Origin of the sequence: Furfurilactobacillus entadae, assembly GCF_045862745.1 — a bacterium.
Taxonomy (GTDB): Bacteria; Bacillota; Bacilli; order Lactobacillales; family Lactobacillaceae; genus Furfurilactobacillus; species Furfurilactobacillus entadae.
The window spans coordinates 24,547-45,238 of sequence record NZ_BQXN01000005.1 but is presented as its reverse complement, the minus strand read 5'-3'; the positions used below and the strand labels follow the sequence as shown (position 1 = coordinate 45,238).

Below are 20,692 nucleotides of genomic sequence, written 5' to 3'. Positions count from 1 at the left end.
CATTATGATGAGTTTCGGAATAAAGTGCAATTTAATGTAATGCTCATCTGGCTCAACACGCACGGCTGTCCGGTTTCTAAAGGCCGAATAGTTAATTCACTTTATATTACGGCGACTGAATCAAGGAAAGAATTGTGAGAATTGGCCATTAATTTGACATTATATTTGAAAACTCATTTATCACTCGATATAATTTAAGTTGTGGAGAGCGGTTACATAGCGGACGAACTTTCTCGTGTGATAAGTTGTCCACAATTTAAAACAGTAACGAAGCAGATGAGAAGAGGGTTTCGGTCACTCATTAGTCCGTGAGGGGGCGGCGCACCGATCGCTTTGTGCAGCGTTACTCATTACATCAATATGCCAAAGGAGCGAAGTGTGATGTCAATTTTAGGGTTTAGCATTCTTTCATTAGCGCGATTTCAATTCGCGATGACGACAATCTTCCACTTCTTCTTCGTCCCGTTCTCAATCGGAATGGGCCTAGTAGTGGCGATCATGGAGACAAACTACGTGATCCAAAAGAAGGAAATCTACAAGAAGATGACTCAGTTTTGGGGAAAAATCTTCCTGTTGTCCTTCGCAGTGGGGGTAGTGACCGGGATCATTCAGGAATTCCAATTCGGGATGAACTGGTCACAATATTCACGGTTTATGGGGGACATTTTCGGGGCGCCCTTAGCCATCGAAGCACTGGCTGCCTTTTTCCTGGAGTCAACATTCATCGGACTGTGGATGTTTACTTGGGACCGGTTTAAGCCAGCATGGCACTGTTTGTTTATTTGGTTGACGGCGTTTGGCTCCATGCTTTCAGCTGTGTGGATTTTAGCGGCCAACTCATTCATGCAGGATCCCGTTGGTTACGCCTTAAAGACGGTCAACGGGAACACCAAAGCGGTCATGGTTAATTTCATGGACGTCGTGAAGAATCCGCAATTATGGTTAGAATTACCGCATGTTTTGTTCGGAGCCTTTATCACGGCTGCTTTTGTAATTGCCGGCTCATCTGCTTGGCGGTTACTGAAGGGGAAGAACGTTGACTTTTGGCGGAAGAGCATCAAGGTCAGCTTGATTGTTGGCCTGGTTGCTGCCATCGGTGTGACTGCCGTTGGTGACTTGCAAACACAATACATCATCAAGAACCAACCGATGAAATTTGCTGCAACCGAAGGGATTTACAAAACGACGGATAAACACGCGGCGTGGTCTGTGATCGAAGGCATGGACACGAGGAACCACAAGACGACGTGGAGCATTGAAATTCCGTACGTCCTGAGTTTATTGTCCTACCACAAGACGAGTGGGGCAGTGACCGGGGCCAACCCGTTGAACAAAGAATTGCACCAGAAGTACGATAAAAAGTTTGGGAAGGACATGAACTACTACGTTCCAACCCACACCTTGTTCTACAGCTTCCGGATCATGGCGATGTCTGCCGGGGTCTTCGGATTGCTGGCTATTCTAGGTTTGTACTGGAACCGGAAGGGCTCTGACCAAATTGTGCGGTACCGGTGGTTCCTGTACATCTTGGGATTGTCATTATGGTTACCATTCATTGCCAACACTTGTGGATGGTTGATTACAGAATTAGGACGTTATCCATGGGTCGTTTACGGGTTACTGACGATTGCGGACGCCGTCTCACCACACGTTACGGCGGGGTCACTGCTGCTCAGTAACATCATCTACTTCTTGTTGTTTGCCGGCATGGGCGCCGTGATGATCGTGTTAAGTCACCGGGTGTTAGTGGACGGACCGGACGCTGACCTGCAAAGTGGTTACGGGGTCAACAAGGACGATGATGACGGTGATTCAACCGTTGATCCATACGCGAAGGGGGCATTCAACCATGACTAGTCTACAAATTTTGTGGTTTATCTTAATCGGATTATTATTTGCCATCTTCTTCTTTTTGGAAGGGTTCGACTTTGGGGTTGGCATGAGCGCGCACACCTTGGCTGCCAATGACCATGAACGCGACGCACTGGTGCGGACCATTGGGCCCCACTGGGACGGTAACGAAGTGTACTTGATCACAGCTGGTGGGGCGATGTTTGCGTCATTTGGTGCGTGGTATGCATCACTGTTTTCAGGATTCTACATCATGTTCTTACTGGTGTTAGTTGCCCTGATCATGCGTGGGGTCTCGTTTGAATTTCGAAAGGAAATGCGGACAAACTTCTGGCGCCGGTTCTGGGATTGGGCGTTAACCATTGCGTCACTTGCTGCACCGTTCCTTCTGGGGATGATCTTTACTGACATGGTTAAAGGGATGCCAATTGACGCCCAGGGTGACGTGATTGGTCACTTCACGGACTACGTTAACTGGTTCTCCATCGTCGGTGGGGTTGCCGTTGCCTTATTGTGCTACCTGCACGGGTTAAACTTCATTCGGTTGAAGACGTTTGGAACGCTCCATGACCGGGCGCAAACGTGGGCTAAGGTGCTTTACCCAGTGCTCTTTGCCGGTGAAGTTGTTTTTGCAATTTTAGTTTACGTGTACACGGATTTCTTCGACAAGAAGCCAGTGCTCACAACACTGATTTTGGCTCTGATTGTTGCATTAAGTTTGGTGGCCTACATCGGCCTCTTACGTGGCCATGAAGTGACCGCCTTCATTAGCGGTGGTTTAACATTAGCCTCGGTTGTTCTATTATTATTTGTAGGGCTCTTTCCACGGGTTATGGTGGCAAACGACGCAACCCACAGTATTCTGATCAAGAATGCTTCCAGTTCGCCGTACACGCTTAACCTAATGACGTGGATCGCGCTGTGCATCTTGCCATTCGTTTTGGCCTACCAGATCTGGAGTTACTGGGTCTTTTACAAGCGGATCAAAGCAAGTTAAATCTGAACAACGAGGAGTGTCAAAAACATGATTGATCAGCGTGTTTTTAAATTACCAGGCATCACTAAAATGCTGATCGTGCTTGCAGGGCTTGTGGTCCTGCAAGCTTTTAGTATCCTGTTTCAAGGGGTCTACTTGTCACACACACTGACGGACCTATGGAACCGTGTTGCTGAAGCAAAAATTTGGCTACCCGTGGTGTTATTCGCGGGTGCTTTTGCGTTACGACAACTATTAGTGATGGTTAAGAACCGGGTCATGGAACCGTGGGTCGATAAAACGGTGGCGGCATTACGCCAGCAATTATTGCAAAAATTGATCGACGTTGGGCCGGCCATTGTCGCAAAACAAGGAACAGGAAATGTCGTGACCATGGCACTTGAGGGGATGAATCAGGTCAACACGTACCTGATGCTTGTCATCATCAAGGTGTTTGACATGATGATCATTCCGTTTGTTTTACTGGTCTACATGTTCACGTTACGGTGGCAGGAAGCTTTGTTTTTGCTCTGCATTTTCCCTCTGATTATCTTATTTATGATCATTTTGGGTTATGCGGCGCAGGATAAAGCAGACCGGGAATATGAAAGCTACACCCAGTTATCGAACAACTTCGTGGATGCTCTCCGTGGGTTACCAACGTTAAAACAGTTGGGGTTGAGCAAGAAGTACGCCAATAACATTTACAGTGTGTCTGAGGATCACCGTAAGAAAACAATGGGAACGCTGACGATTGCCATTTTATCGACGTTTGCACTCGATTTCTTCACCACGTTATCCATTGCGGTTGTGGCTGTCTTCTTGGGTTTAGGCTTGGTGGCCGGGAAGATTGAACTTTTTCCCGCACTGACATTATTGATCTTGGCCCCAGAATATTTCTTACCGATCCGGAATTTTGCTAATGATTACCACGCAACGTTAAACGGGAAGAATGCGTTGACCGCGGTGTTAGCGGTGCTGGACTATCCTGAACCAACGGATCAAGATGTCTTACCCGCAGCACAACCAACCTGGACGGCTGACAGTCAACTGACGCTTAGTCACGTGAACTTTGCGTATGATAATGCGCCGTCACTGACCGATATTAACGTCACGGCAACCGGGTTTCAAAAGATTGGGATCATTGGCCCATCCGGGTCAGGAAAATCGACACTGATTAACCTGCTTGGTGGGTTCTTACGACCAACTGAAGATGATGGCATGATTCAAGTGAACGGCCTGACAGTGCCTCACTTGAGTCAAAAGAACTGGCAAAATCGGTTCCTTTACATTCCACAAGCACCGTATTTATTCCATGCAAGTCTAGCGGAAAACATTAAGTTTTACACACCAACTGCGGATGATGACGCGGTGAATCGTGCTGTGAGCCAAGCGGGATTGAGCGACTGGGTTGCCAGTTTGCCCGATGGTCTCGCAACGCAGATTGGTGAAGGGGCCCGTGGTGTCTCTGGTGGTCAGGCACAACGAATTGCGCTGGCCCGGGCCTTTCTTGACGACGAGCGCCGGATTTTACTGTTTGATGAACCAACCGCTCACCTTGATATCGAAACGGAAGTGGGCCTGAAGGAGACCATCAAGCCGGTCTTTGACAACCATTTGGTTTTCTTTGCGACCCACCGGCTACATTGGTTGAATGAGATGGATTATCTTTTGGTAATTGAGCACGGAAAGATTGTGGAGCAGGGGACGCCGGATGAATTGGCAGCCCGACCAGACGGGGCCTATACGGCACTGCGCCACGAGATGGGGGGCGACGAACTATGAAGGGCTTCTTCAACACATTTCAAAGCGATTCATGGGTCATGCCATACTTGAAAAAGTACCGGCCACTCCTTTTATTGGTCCTCATTCTTGGTGCGCTGACGTCCATTACGGGATCTGCGCTCATGTTTACCTCCGGCTACTTGATTAGTCGGGCCGCTCAGCACCCGTTTAACATCATGCTCATTTACGCCACGACGGTTTTAGTGCGGGCGTTTGGGATCGCACGGCCAACGCTGAAGTATGCAGAACGGCTGACGAGCCATAACTGGGTGCTGCGGATCGTGTCTGATTTCCGAAAGAAACTGTATCAATCCGTTGAACGTGACGCGGTTGCGATTCGGCAGCGGCACCAAACGGGGGACATCCTCGGGTTACTTGCAGAAGATATTGACCACATCGAGAACCTCTACTTGCGGACGGTATTTCCACTGATTGTCGGCTGGATCTTGTATCTATTTGTTGTGATTGCCATCGGGACGTTTAGTTGGCCATTTGCTGGCTTAATGGCGCTGCTCCTGGGTGTTATTGTCGTCATCATGCCGTTACTTTCCGTGTCCTTAAACGGGGCGCGGGAGTTCAAACAGAAACAAACGCAACAAAAACTGTATACATCAATGACGGATGCAGTGTTGGGTGTTAGTGACTGGGTCATTTCTGGACGTGAGGATGATTTCATGGCCCGGCAAACGGCGCCGCTGAAGGAAATGATGACGCTACAAGATGAGGACAATCATTTTCAGTGGTGGCGTGATCTAGGCGTTCAACTGATCATTTTAGTGATTGCGATTTGCATGATCTACTGGGCCGGCGCGTACTTTAACACGTCACACTTGGCGTTGGACTGGATCGCAGCGTTTGTTTTGGCCATCTTCCCGTCCACAGATGCATTTGCCTCGATTCCGCAAGGAGTGTCAGAATGGCCGGTGTACCAAGACTCCATCAAGCGGGTCAATCAGCTCGATCAAACAACTGGGCCAGTCATTTCTCAGCAATCATTGGCGCCTGAAGCGGTCACAACCATTGCGTTGAGCCACGTGGACTTTGGCTACACCGCGGATCGACCAGTGTTAACGGACATTGATTGGACAATTCATCGTGGTGACAAGGTGGCATTACTTGGGCCATCAGGAACCGGGAAGTCCACGTTATTGAAGCTGATTTTAGGGGATGAAACGCCAACTAGCGGAACGGTCACGGTTAATGGAATCGACATTAGTCAGTTACAAGATGAGCGGGGCCAGCTGTTTGGTGTGCTTGATCAGCAACCGTACCTGTTTAATACGACAATCATGAATAACGTGCGGTTAGGGAACCTAGCAGCAACGGATGAGGCCGTTAAGGCGGCGATCGACGCCGTTGAATTGACTGATTTAGTAACGAGTCTCCCCCGTGGGTACAATACGGTGGTGGATGAAGCTGGGGCCCGCTTCTCGGGTGGTGAACGCCAACGGTTTGCACTCGCCCGGATTCTTTTGCAGGATGCACCGATCATTATCCTCGACGAACCAACCGTGAGTCTTGATCCCATTACTGAACACGAGTTATTAGACACTGTTTTTAAGGTGTTACATGACAAAACAATCATCTGGGTGACCCACCATTTGGAGGGAATTACCCACGTCAATGATGTTCGGTTTGTGGAGGCTGGTCAGTTTGAACTAGCGGGCGATCCGCACGAACTGTATAAAACCAGTGCCCGGTTTAAACGACTGTACAACCTTGATAAAGGTCGAACTGAAGCATGATTATAATCCGGTACGATTTGCCATTTTGATGGCGAGTGGTACCGGATTTGTGTTACCCGGGGAAGGGCGTATATTAAACGTAACGATTAAAAAGGAAAGGGGTGACGACATGGCGCTTTCGTATCAAGAATTACTGACAGCCATTCCGGTTGTGTTACGGGCAGGGCATGTCCCGAACATTGTGGGGGAGGCCGGAATTGGAAAATCTGCCGTGGTGGCTGAGGTCGCCGAAACGCTGCATGCGAAACTCTTTACAACCGTTGTCAGTTTATCGGAAAAGGGTGACTTAGCGATTCCCATCCCGCCGTTAACCACCGCGAGTTACATTCAAACCAAGCTGTACGGGCAGTTGGCGGATGTTCAGTTTGGCTATGCGCACACGCTGATCGCCATCATTAAGTTTGCGGAGGCCCACCCAGGCCAACCAATCATTTGGTTGTTGGACGAATTTAACCGGGGGACACAAGCCGTTCAAAGTGAGCTAATGAATTTGGTGCTCCAACGGCAAATTAACGACCTGACGTTACCCGATGAGGTGCAACTAATCCTTGCGGAAAACCCGGACGCCCAAATGGCCGGGTTTGAACAGACGTTTTACGGTGTGACTGCTGGTGATGACGCCATTAAGGATCGAACAACGCGGCTAGAAATGCGGGTGGCCGTGGCGGATTGGTTAACGTGGGCGAATGAGGATAACGGACACGGTGAGCCGAACATCATGCCGCAGATCCAGGCGTACTTAACGGACCACCCGACGGAATTACAGCCAAACGTGCATGACACGGACTTATACCCAACGCCGCGCGCATGGCAGCGGGTATCGGATAATCTACGGCAGTTGGCAAGGTTACCTGAAACGCAGCAAGACGCTTTACGTTTTGACCTGATTACGGGTGACTTAGGGATCACGGTTGGGGCGAAACTGACGGCGTTTCTTCGCCAGGGCCTCACCGTGGCCGATGTGTACACCGCGTTGGGCGAACCCGCATTACCGGCAACTGTTCACACGGCGGTACAGAAGTTAGCGCTTGGCGAACGACAGGCACTGGTCATCGCGGCTGGAATGAGCGCGACTTATCCACTAACCGTCACAGAAAACGCGTTGCGGTGGCAGGAACTATTGCGGACACTACCGGCTGACGGACAGTATGCCGTTATTCACACGTTAGGAAATCATTCTGGGTGGTTAGCACGTTTGCAACAAACGACCGGGGCGAGCGACCTTGCTCAGTATGTCGTCCAGATTTTAAACGGACAAATTGTCAGGTGAGTGAATGATAAATATTGATCAGGCGTTAACCCGCCTTCACCAAACGGCGGTGGTTTCACCAGCGGATAGCGAATCCGTTTTAAGCACCGCACTGATGGACCTGACCCGGCAATTTCCGGTCTATGGGCAGTTGTTGGTGCAACTCTCCCGGTGGCACGAGGCGACGATTTCAACCCTGTTTGCCATTGCGTGGCGTGATCATCAGTTGGGACTAATCGTGAACGACGCCAACTGGGACCAGAGTGTGAATGCGACGGTCTTGATGCAGCAGCTGATTCACATTAGTTTGCACCTGTTGTGGGGGCACCCCATCCGGTATGCAGACGAGGCGGCCACCATGAACGTTACGATTGCGACCGACGTCACGGTCAACCAAGCATTACCAAATGCGCTCCCCGGGACATGGACACTTGCTGCGTTAGAACAACAGGTGGGTCATTCACTCCCGGCAAACGCGGATTCGAGCGTCTACCTGCGCGCACTAAACGAGCAGACACAGCGTGGAGATGCACTGGCCGCACAAAACACGGCCGGCGCGCCATCATTGGACCGTCATGAGCATGCCACTCAAAACGAGAAGGCCCAGCTGGCGGCGCCAACCAAGCGCCCACAATTAGTGGACGATCATGATAGCTGGGCAACGTTTACGACGAATTCAAACCAGGCAGAAGGGCAGTTGGCGCAGCTTGTTCAAGAAACAGTGGCCCACACAACCGCTCGTCAACGTGGGCAGCTACCAAGTACCGTTCAAACGGCGCTGCAGAGGACGTCGCCGCACACGAGTTTGCCGTGGGCCGCGTTATTCGCTCGATTAGTGGGGCGATTACCGGAAGGCAAACAGGTCAGTCAGTCGCGGTTTAACCGCCGCCAGCCACAGCGAATGGAACTGCCCGGCACGCTGACCCGGTTGACGAGCCAAGTGGTCGTGTTTGTGGATGAATCGGCGTCCATCGATGCGTCAACGTTAGCGCGGCTATTGGATGAACTGGTCGCCATTGTGAGTGCCAGTGCTAAACCAGTTTTTGTCACGACCTTTGACGCGGCGGTTGGGCCCATGGTGCGTGTTGTGGCAGGAAAACTCGCTGCACAAGCGGTGATGAAAACCCGGCGAGCGGGTGGTGGGACACGCTATCAAGCCATTTTTGATACCTTAGTTCATGACCCGCGGCGAACGCAAAATGACCTGGTGATCATTTTAACGGACGGTGCCGGGGAGCGTCGGCTCAATGATCACGGCTTTCATCAGGTGACCTGGGTCCTAACGGGGACGCAAGCATTGAGCATTACGTCACCGCCGGGTGTTGTGGTGCGGTTAACGGACATGGAGGCAATTTAATGACGGCATTAACAGAGACTGACTGGCAGGACTATTTAAACCGGACGCCACGGGCCGTCCGGGCGTTGGAAATTGTTCAGGATCAGTGGCAGGACGTTGTTATGGATAATCCACTATTCATTACCCAGATAACAGCGGGGGACCTTAAGTATGCGGATCAACTGGTTACAAATAACCTTGTTGAGCCGGTGCGCCTTCCCTTAGCAACGTATGCCCAACGACAAACCGTTCGGCGTCATTACAGTACTTACCTGACGGCGGATGCCGTTACGTGGTTGAATCGTTCACAACAATGAATGAAACTAAAATAAACGCCATTACTGATAATCGTTATCAGTAATGGCGTTTATTGGTTTAATCAAGTTCTGGTTCGTGCCAGTTGGGGTTTGGCCAGTATTCAAGGCCGAGCGCACTAATAATGGCAAGGACAGCAAAACTAATGAAGAGCAATTGGTACTGTTTGTTAGAAATGATTGGTGTTGAAAAGACGTTTAGGATCCGATACCGCAAATAGTGGTTCGGGTGACCGGCAATTGCATGGTCCGCTAAGGTTAAGTACGGACTTGCGGTGGTCGGAACCGTGACATTATGCGATGTATGGTTCGTGATTTTAAACGTATAGGTGCCAGGATCCTGCAGGGTCACCGCGGTTCCATGATTGATGTCGTCAGCTGACCACTTATAGAGGGTCTGGTTGTTCAACTGAAGGTCGACGTGGAGATCTGCCGATCGGGTGGTCACATCTGGCAACTCTAATTGACTAAACGGCCGGGTCGTAACCACTTTTTGTGTCAATGATTGGTTCGGCTTTAGTGTGAGGGAATCACGCTGTGCGTAATTAGCAACCATTTGCGAGCTAACGACTTGGGTTTGGGTGACCGCAGTTTGCACTAACGGTTGGCGATCATGATGATCTGCGTAACCAAGCCCAATGGCAAACACGAGGAGGGTAACGATCCCGGTCCATGTCCGACCACGTTCACCGTAAGAAGGATGTGCAAAGAAGTTTTTGAGGGCGGTACTAATGTCGTGAAGCCCTGTCGCAGCCATCATGAAGAGGATGGGGAAGGTGACGTATGCGTAGTGTGCGTCCACCGTCCATAGCAACGTGTGCATCCCGTAAATCCCAAGTACAATTAGTTCATAAAACAGAACTTGGTTTCGCCGTGGTGCCAGCATTTCAAATAAAGAGCCAATAAACATGGCACCGAGCACCGTCAGATAAACGACCTGCGTCAGGTTGATCATTAAGAATTGTAGCTTGTTTTTATGAACTTGATAGAAGGTGGGCTGCTTGAAGAACTGGTTCGGTGATTCAAACATGTCAAGACTCCCAGTGGACCACATGGTCATGGTCTTTTGATAGCCTTGGCCCAGAACACCCCAGATGCCACGGTCTGAGAACCGTTGTTTAAGCAAGCGGCGGGTGGTGACGTTATTTTGATGCTGGTCGTGACCACTCATTTTACGGGCATCCGCGTCATTAAAGCGCCCATTACTATCTGAGTTAAGTCCCATAACGGCCCATGCAGACGTTGGCAGTTGCTTACTTTGATTGACGCGATAACCGTAGTGCCCTTGGATGGCATGGCTGACGCCAACCCCGGCGAGCCAAACGAGAAGAAAGACGCCGAGCCCCAGTAAACCACGAATGATGGACGTCCGGTTGATTTTCGCCGCCAAAAGCCAGTAAATCAAAATGGCAATGGGCACGATGATCAAGTTTGGCTTGATGAGGTAGCCGAGTGTAAAGACAACGGCCAGCAATGCGGCATAGCCAATTTTATTTAAGCGTTGTTGCCGGGAAAAATAGCGGTTTAATAACACAACGAGCATCAAGGGAATAACAACGGCCAATGTGTCAACGTAAAAGTTCAGGGCAAACCAATAAAAGGGGGCAAAAATCGCCGTTAAAATGGCAAACATGGCCGAAGAACTTGCGGCAACATACCGGCGCACCAGTCGCCAACTCATGATCAACGTAAAGTCGATCAAAATGAAGTTTAGCAGGTTAAGGACATAACCGGTCGTAACGGCAGAATGGACGTGAAACAGTTTGATGATCCATGAAAGGATGATTGCGAGGTTGACATCATGCTGGTACCACGCAAAGTAGCTAAACCAGTGATGAGAACCGTGGGCTAAGTTTAGGGCCTGAAGGCGAACTAACGCAGGGCCCGTATTGCCGATTCCAACGAACTGGAAGGCAATGTACAGTTGAACAATAATGGCGAGGCCCAAAACAACGGCACTAACCCAGTTCGACCACTTATCCGGGAGGCGCCCAAGCCACATGTTGATAACCACCATGAACACTCCGACCGTCAGCGCCATAAAAAAGAGGCTGGAGGGTTGGAGCCATAAGGAATCACTGAAACTACTTGTTTGACGAGCAAGAGCGGTGAAAAAAATCACCCCGAAAATAATGGCAGTAACGGCTGCTACCGTCCGACGCAATGCAAGTTGAATGAGAATCCCCTCCTTTTAAACATTAATAATGGGTGAACCAATTGATTCCATTCTACTCATCATGTGAACTGAATGCTACTAAAAAACGGTGCGATGATTGAAGTCGTTTGTGGACAACTGACTTTTACCATCGCACCGAGAATAAGGGCAGTTATTTTATTAGGCGTTTCGTTGTAATAATTGTGTCGTCAGCTGTGTTAACTGGTCACTAACGGGTGCTGGAAGTGTTGCAATCAGGGACAAGGCGTGGTCCGTGTACTCACGGGCAACGGTTTCTGCTAGTTCAGGTCCGTGAAGATCATGGACCCGGTTATTAATGGTCGCAACCGCTTCGTCTGTCAGGTGCTTTTGATCAGCAAGTGCCGCTTTGAACCAGTCTGGGTCTTGCTGACTGGCGAGGAGCAAAGGAAGCGTGTAAACACCCTGCCGGAGATCATGCTGCACGGGTTTGGTAGCGGTAGTGGCATCCGCCACGTAGTCCAAAATATCGTCACGAATTTGGTAGGCCGTCCCGATGGCTAACCCGATCTGACCGGCAGTAGCGGCGAGGTCAGCACGACCATGACTGAGTTCGACGGCAAACGTTGCCGCGAATTCAAATAAGCGGGCGGTTTTTCCTTGAATTTCGTTGAGGTAGGCCGTAGTCGTCACATGTGGGTCAAAATTGACCGTTAGCTGATCTAATTCGCCACCAAGAATCGCCTGCATGACGGTGTTTGCTGCCTGAATTTGGGCGGGTGTCTCGGCCGCTTTGAGAATCTCGGCAAAGTAACTGGTGAACAACAAGTCACCGGTGTAAATGGCGATTTTATTGCTGTTTTGAACCTGAAGCGTTGGTTGACCATGGCGAATTTCGGCAACGTCCAAGACGTCATCATGAATCAGCGTTGCAACATGCAGTAGTTCAATGGCTGCGGCACCAGACTGAAGCCGTGAAGGCTCTTGGTCAGGTCCTAAACCAGCAAAGAGGTAAAAAAAGCCGGGCCGTAAAAATTTACCACCATTTGTTAGAAGTGCGGTGACCTGCGCGTTGATGGCATCATTTGATGTGTCGACACATGTTGGTAAGTAAGCTGTAAGTTGCGTTAACTGGTGGTTAACGGTTGGAAATTGACGCCACAGTGGGTGTACCATGTCTTTTGAAATCCTCTCTTAATTAAAAATGGTGGCTTGTTGTTTACGCCGGCCATGATTGACACAACCCATTATGAAAAACGGCTGGTCTTATTAAAGTAAAACTTTCGGTTGTCCTTAATGCTACAAAAGCGCCGGGACGTTGTCAACGACGGGGCTTTAGCCAATGGATGATTGAATCCTTAATTTTTTGTTAGCGCGTTCGTGAGAAGCGGATGAACGGGTGTAATCTGTGTTTAAATGACCTTAACAAACAAAAAAGGACGGCACAGTGTGGCGAAGAAAAAACGACGTGGGACGGGACTAAAACGATTTCGTCGACAAATTAAAAACTTTTTTATCGATCATGGTCGACTACGATGGTTTAATACTGGACTTGTCATGGCGACGGTCCTTGTCTTAGCGCTAGCAATTAGTGGTGTGGGGGTGACAATGTTGACCCCCCAAAAGGCCACGCCGCAAGTCGATTCGGTCACTCAAGAACACCAAGCTTTCATTAAACGGGTTGCCCCATATGCGCAACAATTGCAGCAGCGGACCCACGTTTTAGCCAGCGTCCAAATTGCGCAGGCGATTTTGGAATCAGACTGGGGGAGCTCAACGTTAGCAAGCAAGTACCATAATTACTTTGGGGTGAAGGCCGGCTCGGCAGAACCCGGGGTGACTCTAAGTACCCAAGAATATGTCAACGACCATTACGAAACGGTGAACGCGCGGTTTCGAACGTACGCAAATTGGCAGGAATCATTTACGGCGCATGCGCAGTTGTTTGTGAACGGCGTGGATTGGAACGCGAACAAGTATGCGGATGTTTTGGCCGCGACAGATTATAAAGCGGGCGCCGCCGCGCTCCAGAAAGACGGGTACGCAACGGACCCCGCGTACACGAATAAAATCATCGAAGTTGTTGAAAAGTACCACCTCAACAAGTATGATCAGACCAACTAACTGGCGGGCGTAAAGCCGTCACAGTGTACATTTTGCCGTGAATTGCGGTATATTTTACTTACGATTATGAAAAGCGATTAATTATTGGAGGCTGACCCCGTGGCAGGAAATGTACTTTACCCTGGAAATACAATTGGCATTATTGGTAATAGTTCCAACGGCCCGTTACTGGTTAACGCGGCCCGGCGAGTTGGGCTGACCGTTGCTGCGTACACATCAGAAGGCGACAGCGAAATTGCAAGTTTGGCTGACGTGGTGTTTGTTGGGTCCTTTACCGATCAACAACGCTTGCAGGCCTTTGCTGAAAATTGTGACGTGGTGACGTATGAATCAGAGCACGTTCCAAGTGACATGATCGAATTTATCAGTCAGTTTACCCGGGTCCCCCAAAACTATGAAACGTTGGCGATGATGCAGGACCGCTCTTTGGAACGGGCATTTTTTGAAGAACTGAACATCAACATTCCCCCTTATGCAACAATCGTTGAATTGGACGACATCTACGCGTCCGCAGCGTCAATTGGGTACCCCGCGGTATTGAAGCCCCTTCAAAAGGGGATCGAACGCGAACAGCAGCTCACGATTCGGTCGCAGGCTGAAGTACCGTTAGCGGCGGATATGTTACAAAATGGGCCCCACATTTTAGAGGCAATGGTGCCACATACACAGGAAGTTTCTGTGCTCGTGGTCAAGGGCGACTCGAAAGAACAGGGCTCTGGCGCGCACATTCGGTTATTTCCAATCATTGAGACCAGTTATCAGCGGGGGCGGTTAATGCGCGCGGTGGCCCCAGCACGATTGGCGGACGAGGTGGAGACCGAGATTAAACGGATCACAGAAGGAATTGCCCAACATTTGAACTACTGCGGTGTTTTTCAAGTGAGTTTTCTGATCACGGAGACCGGAAATTTGTTCTTACGGGACCTTGTGCCCGCCATGGATCGCTCTGGGTTGGTCTTTGATAAAGCGGCCAACATCAACATGTTTGAAGCTCATTTGCATGCGGTGGCAGGACTACCGATTGCGGAACCAGTGCAGTATACAGCGACGGTGCTGGCTTCTTTTGACGATGACCAATTGGAAGCAATTCGCACACAATGGATCATTAAATCAAACTGGGAGTTTGTCTTTTATCACCGAAGCGGCCGAAAAATTTCACCAGCGGCCGGGCACGTGTTGATCCAGGCCCCGACCGTTCAGGATGGGTTGAACCAACTGTCGGCAACCACGATTTGGGATCCACGCCGCCCAGTGCAGCCAACGCCAAGTCGGTCAGAACGAAATGGCGCGCTTTAAATCAAGAAAAACGTGGACTGTAATGATGCCCACTTAGATGATAGTCATGACGAATGCCTTTTTGTTCGCCATGGCTATTTTGTGTTTAGAGCACCCTCATTTAGGGGAGAAACCAGTGTCGCGGCTCGAAAAATGACCGGGGAAAATTTAACGAAAACATACGTTCGCCATGATGGTTTGTCAGGGCAGATTTTGGTATACTTTAACTACTGAATTTTAACGAGAGGCGGGCATAATTCCGTGAGTGCGACCACATTATTAGAGGGATTAAACGATAAACAACAAGAGGCAGTTCAGACGACTGCTGGGCCATTATTGATTATGGCTGGTGCTGGCTCCGGGAAGACCCGGGTTTTAACGCACCGGGTGGCCTATTTAATTGAAGAGCAGGACGTAAAACCATGGCATATTTTAGCAATTACGTTTACGAATAAAGCAGCCCGCGAAATGCGTGAACGGGTAGTGGCTCTGCTTGGCACAAGTGGTGAAGATGTCTGGGTATCAACGTTCCACGCACTGTGTGTGCGGATTTTACGGCGCGATATCGACCGGTTGGCGTACAACAAGGCGTTTACAATCACGGATACCGGGGAACAACGGACGTTAGTGAAGCGGATTTTGCGTGAACAAAACATCGATCCGAAGAAGTACGATCCCCGGTCGTTACTAGGTGCGATTTCGAACGCCAAGAACGACCTGCAAACGGCAGAAGATTACGCGGCGAACGCAAACACGCCGTTTGAACAAATTACGGCAACCGTTTATGAAGCGTACCAACGTGAATTAAAGGCGAACCAGGCGTTGGATTTTGATGATTTGATCATGTTAACGATTGAATTATTTGAAAAGGCGCCAGATGTCTTAGAGTTTTACCAGAAAAGGTTTGAATACATTCATGTGGATGAATACCAAGACACGAATAATGCGCAGTATAAGCTGGTGTCACTGTTAGCTGCCCGGACGCACAACCTGTGTGTTGTTGGGGATGCTGATCAGAGTATTTACGGTTGGCGTGGTGCCAACATGAACAACATTCTTGATTTTGAAAAGGATTATCCCGAAGCACAAACGGTTATGCTGGCCCAAAACTATCGGTCCACGCAGACGATTTTGACTGCGGCCAACCAGGTCATTGAAAATAACGTTTTACGTCGGAAAAAGGAGTTATGGACAGAGAATGGTTCTGGTGAACCGATCTCTTATTACCGTGCGCAAAGTGAACGTGACGAAGCGTTGTTTGTGATTGCCCAAATTGAAAAGCAGATGCAAAGTGGCCACCGTAATTACGGCGACTTCGCCATTTTGTACCGGACCAACGCGCAATCACGATCGATTGAAGATGCATTGGTTAAGAGTAATGTGCCATATAACATGGTCGGGGGTCATAAGTTCTACGACCGTAAAGAAATCCGGGATGTGTTGGCTTACTTAACGTTGCTGGTGAACCCGCAAGATGACATGAGTTTTGAACGGATCATTAACGAACCTAAACGTGGGTTGGGGAGTGGCTCTGTGGAAAAGCTCCGGGCATTTGCCAACTATAATAATTTCAGTCTGTTGGAGGCGGCCCAAAACGTTGCCATGGCAAACGATGTTTCTGGACGGGCACGGAATTCGTTTGATGATTTTGGTCACATGATGGCCACCATCAGTGCCCACCGTTCAAGCGCAACGGTGACCGAGTTAACGGAAGAATTACTGGATAAGTCTGGTTATTTAGCAGCGCTAAAGGCGACCCATTCACTGGAAGACGATACCCGCATCGAAAACTTGGAGGAATTTCTGTCCGTTACCAAGCAGTTTGATGATCACTATGAGCCCTCAACGCCGTTACCAACGGATGCAGAAGCAGCCGGCGAGGTGGTGCCCGATGGGTCCGGTGATAAATTCGTCGACTTCTTGGCTGATTTAGCATTAGTTTCAGACTTAGATGATGTGGACGAAGAAAACGGGCAGGCTGTGACGTTGATGACGCTTCATGCGGCCAAGGGACTAGAATTCCCAGTTGTCTTTTTAATGGGGATGGAAGAGGGCATTTTCCCACTTTCACGGGCCCTTATGGAAGAAGACGAGCTGGAAGAAGAACGGCGGTTAGCCTACGTTGGAATCACCCGGGCGAAGGAAAAGCTGTTTTTAACAAACGCCTTTTCTCGCTTGCTGTACGGTCGGGTTCAAAACAACCCAGCGTCACGATTTGTCGAAGAAATTAATCCAGACCTTCTTCACTCTGAAAACCAAAGTGCAGGTGGAATGGCCAGTGCTGGTAGCGTGAAGACACCGTTTGATCGGCGCACTGCCTCAGCGTTATCCACAACCTATAAAGCTAAACCGCAGGGAACAAAATCCACTGTGGAACGGGCAAAGGGCACCGGTGCCGAACAGGTTGGTTGGGCAGCCGGCGACAAGGTCACGCACAAAAAGTGGGGCGAAGGAACCGTTGTGAAGGTTAATGGGAGTGGTGAAGACGCCGAACTCGACATCGCCTTTCCAGAACAAGGAATCAAGCGGTTGCTGGCGGCCTTTGCACCAATCACCAAAGTATAAGTCATTTTAAAGAGGAGGCCCTGATGATGGCAGATCAACCAGTTACAGAGATGACAAACGACGCTGCAGAAACAGAACTGGCAGCACTACGGAATCAGTTGAATCAGTGGCGGAATGCGTACTATGTTCAGGATGCGCCCACCGTGGAGGATCACGTCTATGACGAACGGTATCAGCGGTTACTTGCGTTAGAAGCAGCGTTCCCCGCACTCGTAACGGCAGATTCTCCCAGTCAACAGGTTGGTGACGTGACGTTGCCGGGGTTCAGTAAGATCGATCATGCTGTGCCAATGTTATCAATGGGCGATGTATTTTCTGTTGAAGAGCTGGCTGAGTTTGACGCTCGAACTAAGCAAAATTTGGGACAGGAAGAACTTGCCTACAATTGCGAACTAAAAATTGATGGGTTAGCGATTTCGCTCGTTTATGAAGATGGGGTCTTTGTTCAAGGGTCAACCCGTGGTGACGGAAACATTGGTGAGGACATTACCGAGAATCTTCGAACCGTGGCGTCCATCCCTAAGCAGTTAACAGAACCGCTCTCCATTGAAGTTCGCGGGGAGTGTTACATGCCTAAGGCGGCGTTTGCTGCATTAAACGAACGTCAGGAAGCAGACGGAAAGACACCGTTTGCCAACCCAAGAAACGCCGCGGCGGGATCTTTGCGACAGTTAGATAAACAGGTCACTGCGGAGCGGCAGTTAGCAACGTTTATTTATTACACCACAGACTTTGCCGCGCTTGGGGTTAGCACCCAACACGAGGCCTTAGCCCGGTATGAAGAACTTGGCTTTACGGTCAATCCACACAGCCGTGTTTGCACGAACATGGCTGAAATTCAGGCGTACATTGATGAATATACCGCGCAACGGGACACGTTAAGTTACGGTATTGACGGTATTGTGGTCAAGGTCAACCCGGTTGATCAACAAGACGAGTTGGGCAACACGGTTAAAGTGCCACGGTGGGAAATTGCGTACAAATTTCCACCGGATGAACAGCAAACGGTGGTTCGCGAGATCGAATGGACGGTCGGTCGGACGGGGATCGTAACACCAACGGCAGTGATGGATCCGGTTCAACTTGCCGGCACGACAGTTGCCCGCGCGTCACTGCACAATCCTGATTACTTAATGGAAAAGGGCGTTCGGATTAACGATGTTGTCACGCTCCACAAGGCGGGGGATATCATCCCTGAAATCGGTGAAGTGGTTTTGAGTAAACGGCCCACCGACAGTGAGGCCTACGTCATTCCAACGTCGTGTCCATCGTGTGAGAGCCCGTTAGTTCATCTGGATGACGAGGTGGCATTACGGTGCATTAATCCGAAGTGTCCCGCACAGATAACGGTGGGGTTGGCCCACTTTGCGTCACGAGATGCAATGAACATCGACGGACTGGGCCCGGCGTTGGTCAACCAACTCTACGACCGGCACCTATTAGATGATGTGGCTGGGTTGTACTCACTAAAAAAGGATGAATTGTTAACTTTAACTAAATTTGGTGAGAAATCTGCTGCCAATTTATTGACAGCGATTGATAATAGCCGTAATAATTCTTTGGAACGTTTGTTATTCGGCTTGGGGATTCGCCACCTAGGTTCAAAGGCGGCTCGCCAAGTTGCTGCTCATTTTCAAACCATGCAAGCGGTGATGACGGCGACGGCAGAAGACATCGCGGCAATTGATGGCATGGGTATGGTCATCGGGGATGCGGTAGCGCAGTATTTTGGCACCGAAGCAGCCCAGCAACTTGTTGAAGAATTAACAGCGGCCGGCGTGAACATGCGCTATAATGGACCAGATATTGCCCAAGGCGCGGATGACCCGTTCTTTGGTGGCAAACGGGTTGTGCTGACTGGAAAGCTAACCCAGATGACACGGTCGGCTGCCACCACTTGGTTGACAGCGCACGGTGCCAAGGTGACCGGGAGCGTGTCAAAGAGTACCGATCTGTTGATTGCTGGTGAAGCAGCGGGTAGCAAACTAACAAAGGCAACGGAATTAGGAATTGAAGTTTGGGATGAAACGCGGTTTGCGGAGACAATGGCCGCTGACTAATGAACGGTTAACGTCGGTCAAGTTAACCAAGAAGGAGCTAAATCAAGGTGAAGAAGTTTTGGATTGGGGTGGCCCTGCTGTCATCCATGGTGATGTTAGCCGCATGTGGCAACATTAGTAAAACACAGAGTGGAACAACCACAACGTCGAACTCAAAAAAGACACAGACGACGGGTGAAGCCAATAGCGGCAGTTACCAGGGTGTCATCAAAGATGGTCATTATCAGACCAGTAAGTCACGTGGGGTCACAAATGACCAAGACGACAACATTTTGAATTTAAAGAGCTTTGAAAATGGCTTGTTGAATGTGTCTAAAAAGCAATTTTCGACCAGTAAGTACATCTTCCAAGAGGGACAGTATTTATCCACTGGAACGGTGCAAAATTGGGTTGACCGGAAGTCAAAGAGCAATCCGACGGGGCTGAATCCAGAAGATAATGGTAAAAAAGACCCTGACAAGCGGAACCCGATGTATCTGCAAGCGATTGAAGAACAGGATTACATGACACAGGATGGCAGTAACTTGAAACTGTCAGGGATGACGATTGGGATCGGTCTTAACGCAGTTGACTACTACACTAAGGAACAATATGGTGCCCAGTATTCAACAAAGATTTCTGATGCCGACATGGAAGCGCAAGGAAAGGCCATTGCGGCCCAAGTTCTGAAGCGGGTTCGTGCCGAAAAAGGTGTTGGTAAGGACATTCCCATTGTGATTGCGTTGTATAAGCAAGCACCAGATGACAGTCTGGTCGGGGGAACGTTCTTCTCCTACAGTGTTAATAACGGTAGTTCATTGGGATCATGGAAGGGGATCAGCCAAAAGAACGTTGTCTTCCCAACGGCCGGTGGCTCCAGTTCATCCAGCACAAGCAACGATGAAACTAACTTTGAAAACTTTAAAACGCAGGTTCAAAATTTCTTCCCTAACCTTAGTAGTGTGACGGGTCAAGGACAATACGAAAATGGCAGCCTTACGGGGATGAATGTCACGATCACCACCCAGTTTTATAGCGAAACAGAGATTATTAGTTTCACCCAGTACTTGGCGCAGGTCGCACCGAAGTACCTACCGTCAGGGGTGCCAATCGACATTACGGTTCAGTCGACAAACGGGACCCAAGCGTTCTTGAGTCGTGACTCGGGATCAACGAAGTTTACGAGTCATGTTTTTGGTTCTTATTAACAATCTGATCATTTAAATTACTCAAATTGGTGCCCAACAGGGGTACCAATTTTTTTAAGCAATAAATAAGTTGGAAAAGGGTGCGTTTTAA

The 20,692-nt window shown here is 49.5% G+C and carries 14 protein-coding genes; 12 read left to right on the top strand and 2 right to left on the bottom strand.

The window, feature by feature from the left end:
- The first annotated feature begins 381 nt into the window (after positions 1-381).
- The 7 genes from ACKTR5_RS03485 (at position 382) to ACKTR5_RS03455 (ending at position 9,259) form a co-directional block, all read left to right on the top strand.
- Entirely contained in the window at positions 382-1,857 is a 1,476-nt protein-coding gene (locus tag ACKTR5_RS03485; RefSeq protein ID WP_407879215.1) for a cytochrome ubiquinol oxidase subunit I, read from the top strand.
- Entirely contained in the window at positions 1,850-2,848 is a 999-nt protein-coding gene (gene cydB / locus ACKTR5_RS03480; protein WP_407879213.1) for a cytochrome d ubiquinol oxidase subunit II, read from the top strand. The genes ACKTR5_RS03485 and cydB overlap by 8 nt, the downstream gene beginning before the upstream one ends.
- A gap of 27 nt (positions 2,849-2,875) precedes the next feature.
- Positions 2,876-4,612 carry a thiol reductant ABC exporter subunit CydD gene (cydD, locus tag ACKTR5_RS03475; protein ID WP_407879211.1) on the top strand — a complete coding sequence of 579 codons (1,737 nt, stop codon included), beginning with the start codon at positions 2,876-2,878 and terminating at the stop codon, positions 4,610-4,612.
- Entirely contained in the window at positions 4,609-6,357 is a 1,749-nt protein-coding gene (cydC, locus tag ACKTR5_RS03470) for a thiol reductant ABC exporter subunit CydC (RefSeq protein WP_407879209.1), read from the top strand. Before cydD ends, cydC begins: the two co-directional genes overlap by 4 nt.
- Positions 6,358-6,466: 109 nt before the next feature.
- Positions 6,467-7,627 (top strand): AAA family ATPase, encoded by a 1,161-nt coding sequence (locus tag ACKTR5_RS03465; RefSeq protein ID WP_407879207.1) that lies wholly within the window; start codon positions 6,467-6,469, stop codon positions 7,625-7,627.
- Between the two features lie 4 nt (positions 7,628-7,631).
- Positions 7,632-8,963: a VWA-like domain-containing protein gene (locus tag ACKTR5_RS03460; RefSeq protein WP_407879206.1), complete on the top strand. Its 1,332-nt coding sequence runs from the start codon at positions 7,632-7,634 to the stop codon at positions 8,961-8,963.
- Positions 8,963-9,259: a hypothetical protein gene (locus tag ACKTR5_RS03455; protein WP_407879205.1), complete on the top strand. Its 297-nt coding sequence runs from the start codon at positions 8,963-8,965 to the stop codon at positions 9,257-9,259. The genes ACKTR5_RS03460 and ACKTR5_RS03455 overlap by 1 nt, the downstream gene beginning before the upstream one ends.
- A gap of 58 nt (positions 9,260-9,317) precedes the next feature.
- Here the strand turns inward: ACKTR5_RS03455 and ACKTR5_RS03450 are convergent, their stop codons facing one another.
- Together ACKTR5_RS03450 and ACKTR5_RS03445 are read right to left on the bottom strand one after the other, a co-directional pair.
- Positions 9,318-11,258 (bottom strand): glycosyltransferase family 39 protein, encoded by a 1,941-nt coding sequence (locus tag ACKTR5_RS03450; RefSeq protein WP_407879204.1) that lies wholly within the window; start codon positions 11,256-11,258, stop codon positions 9,318-9,320.
- A gap of 333 nt (positions 11,259-11,591) precedes the next feature.
- Positions 11,592-12,566: a polyprenyl synthetase family protein gene (locus tag ACKTR5_RS03445; RefSeq protein ID WP_407879203.1), complete on the bottom strand. Its 975-nt coding sequence runs from the start codon at positions 12,564-12,566 to the stop codon at positions 11,592-11,594.
- 273 nt (positions 12,567-12,839) lie between these two features.
- Between ACKTR5_RS03445 and ACKTR5_RS03440 the strand changes: the two genes are divergently transcribed.
- The 5 genes from ACKTR5_RS03440 to ACKTR5_RS03420 all read left to right on the top strand — a co-directional run bounded on the left by ACKTR5_RS03440 (position 12,840) and on the right by ACKTR5_RS03420 (position 20,601).
- Entirely contained in the window at positions 12,840-13,514 is a 675-nt protein-coding gene (locus ACKTR5_RS03440; protein ID WP_407879201.1) for a glycoside hydrolase family 73 protein, read from the top strand.
- Between the two features lie 99 nt (positions 13,515-13,613).
- Complete coding sequence (locus ACKTR5_RS03435; RefSeq protein ID WP_407879200.1) at positions 13,614-14,810, top strand: ATP-grasp domain-containing protein; 1,197 nt, start codon at positions 13,614-13,616, stop codon at positions 14,808-14,810.
- Between the two features lie 240 nt (positions 14,811-15,050).
- Positions 15,051-17,354, top strand: a complete 2,304-nt coding sequence (pcrA, locus tag ACKTR5_RS03430) for a DNA helicase PcrA (protein WP_407879198.1) — start codon at positions 15,051-15,053, stop codon at positions 17,352-17,354.
- 26 nt (positions 17,355-17,380) lie between these two features.
- On the top strand, positions 17,381-19,414 hold the full coding sequence (gene ligA, locus ACKTR5_RS03425; RefSeq protein WP_407879196.1) for an NAD-dependent DNA ligase LigA: 2,034 nt from the start codon (positions 17,381-17,383) through the stop codon (positions 19,412-19,414).
- Positions 19,415-19,461: 47 nt separating this feature from the next.
- Positions 19,462-20,601, top strand: coding sequence for a CamS family sex pheromone protein (locus tag ACKTR5_RS03420; protein ID WP_407879194.1), 1,140 nt, complete (start codon positions 19,462-19,464; stop codon positions 20,599-20,601).
- Positions 20,602-20,692: the final 91 nt, after the last annotated feature.

What these genes read in the sequence shown, in the direction of transcription:
- ACKTR5_RS03485 (WP_407879215.1), top strand. Translation starts at nt 382, where the DNA reads ATGTCAATTTTAGGGTTTAGCATTCTTTCATTAGCGCGATTTCAATTC.
- cydB (WP_407879213.1), top strand. Translation starts at nt 1,850, where the DNA reads ATGACTAGTCTACAAATTTTGTGGTTTATCTTAATCGGATTATTATTT.
- cydD (WP_407879211.1), top strand. Translation starts at nt 2,876, where the DNA reads ATGATTGATCAGCGTGTTTTTAAATTACCAGGCATCACTAAAATGCTG.
- cydC (WP_407879209.1), top strand. Translation starts at nt 4,609, where the DNA reads ATGAAGGGCTTCTTCAACACATTTCAAAGCGATTCATGGGTCATGCCA.
- ACKTR5_RS03465 (WP_407879207.1), top strand. Translation starts at nt 6,467, where the DNA reads ATGGCGCTTTCGTATCAAGAATTACTGACAGCCATTCCGGTTGTGTTA.
- ACKTR5_RS03460 (WP_407879206.1), top strand. Translation starts at nt 7,632, where the DNA reads ATGATAAATATTGATCAGGCGTTAACCCGCCTTCACCAAACGGCGGTG.
- ACKTR5_RS03455 (WP_407879205.1), top strand. Translation starts at nt 8,963, where the DNA reads ATGACGGCATTAACAGAGACTGACTGGCAGGACTATTTAAACCGGACG.
- ACKTR5_RS03450 (WP_407879204.1), bottom strand. Translation starts at nt 11,258, where the DNA reads ATGTGGCTTGGGCGCCTCCCGGATAAGTGGTCGAACTGGGTTAGTGCC.
- ACKTR5_RS03445 (WP_407879203.1), bottom strand. Translation starts at nt 12,566, where the DNA reads ATGGTACACCCACTGTGGCGTCAATTTCCAACCGTTAACCACCAGTTA.
- ligA (WP_407879196.1), top strand. Translation starts at nt 17,381, where the DNA reads ATGGCAGATCAACCAGTTACAGAGATGACAAACGACGCTGCAGAAACA.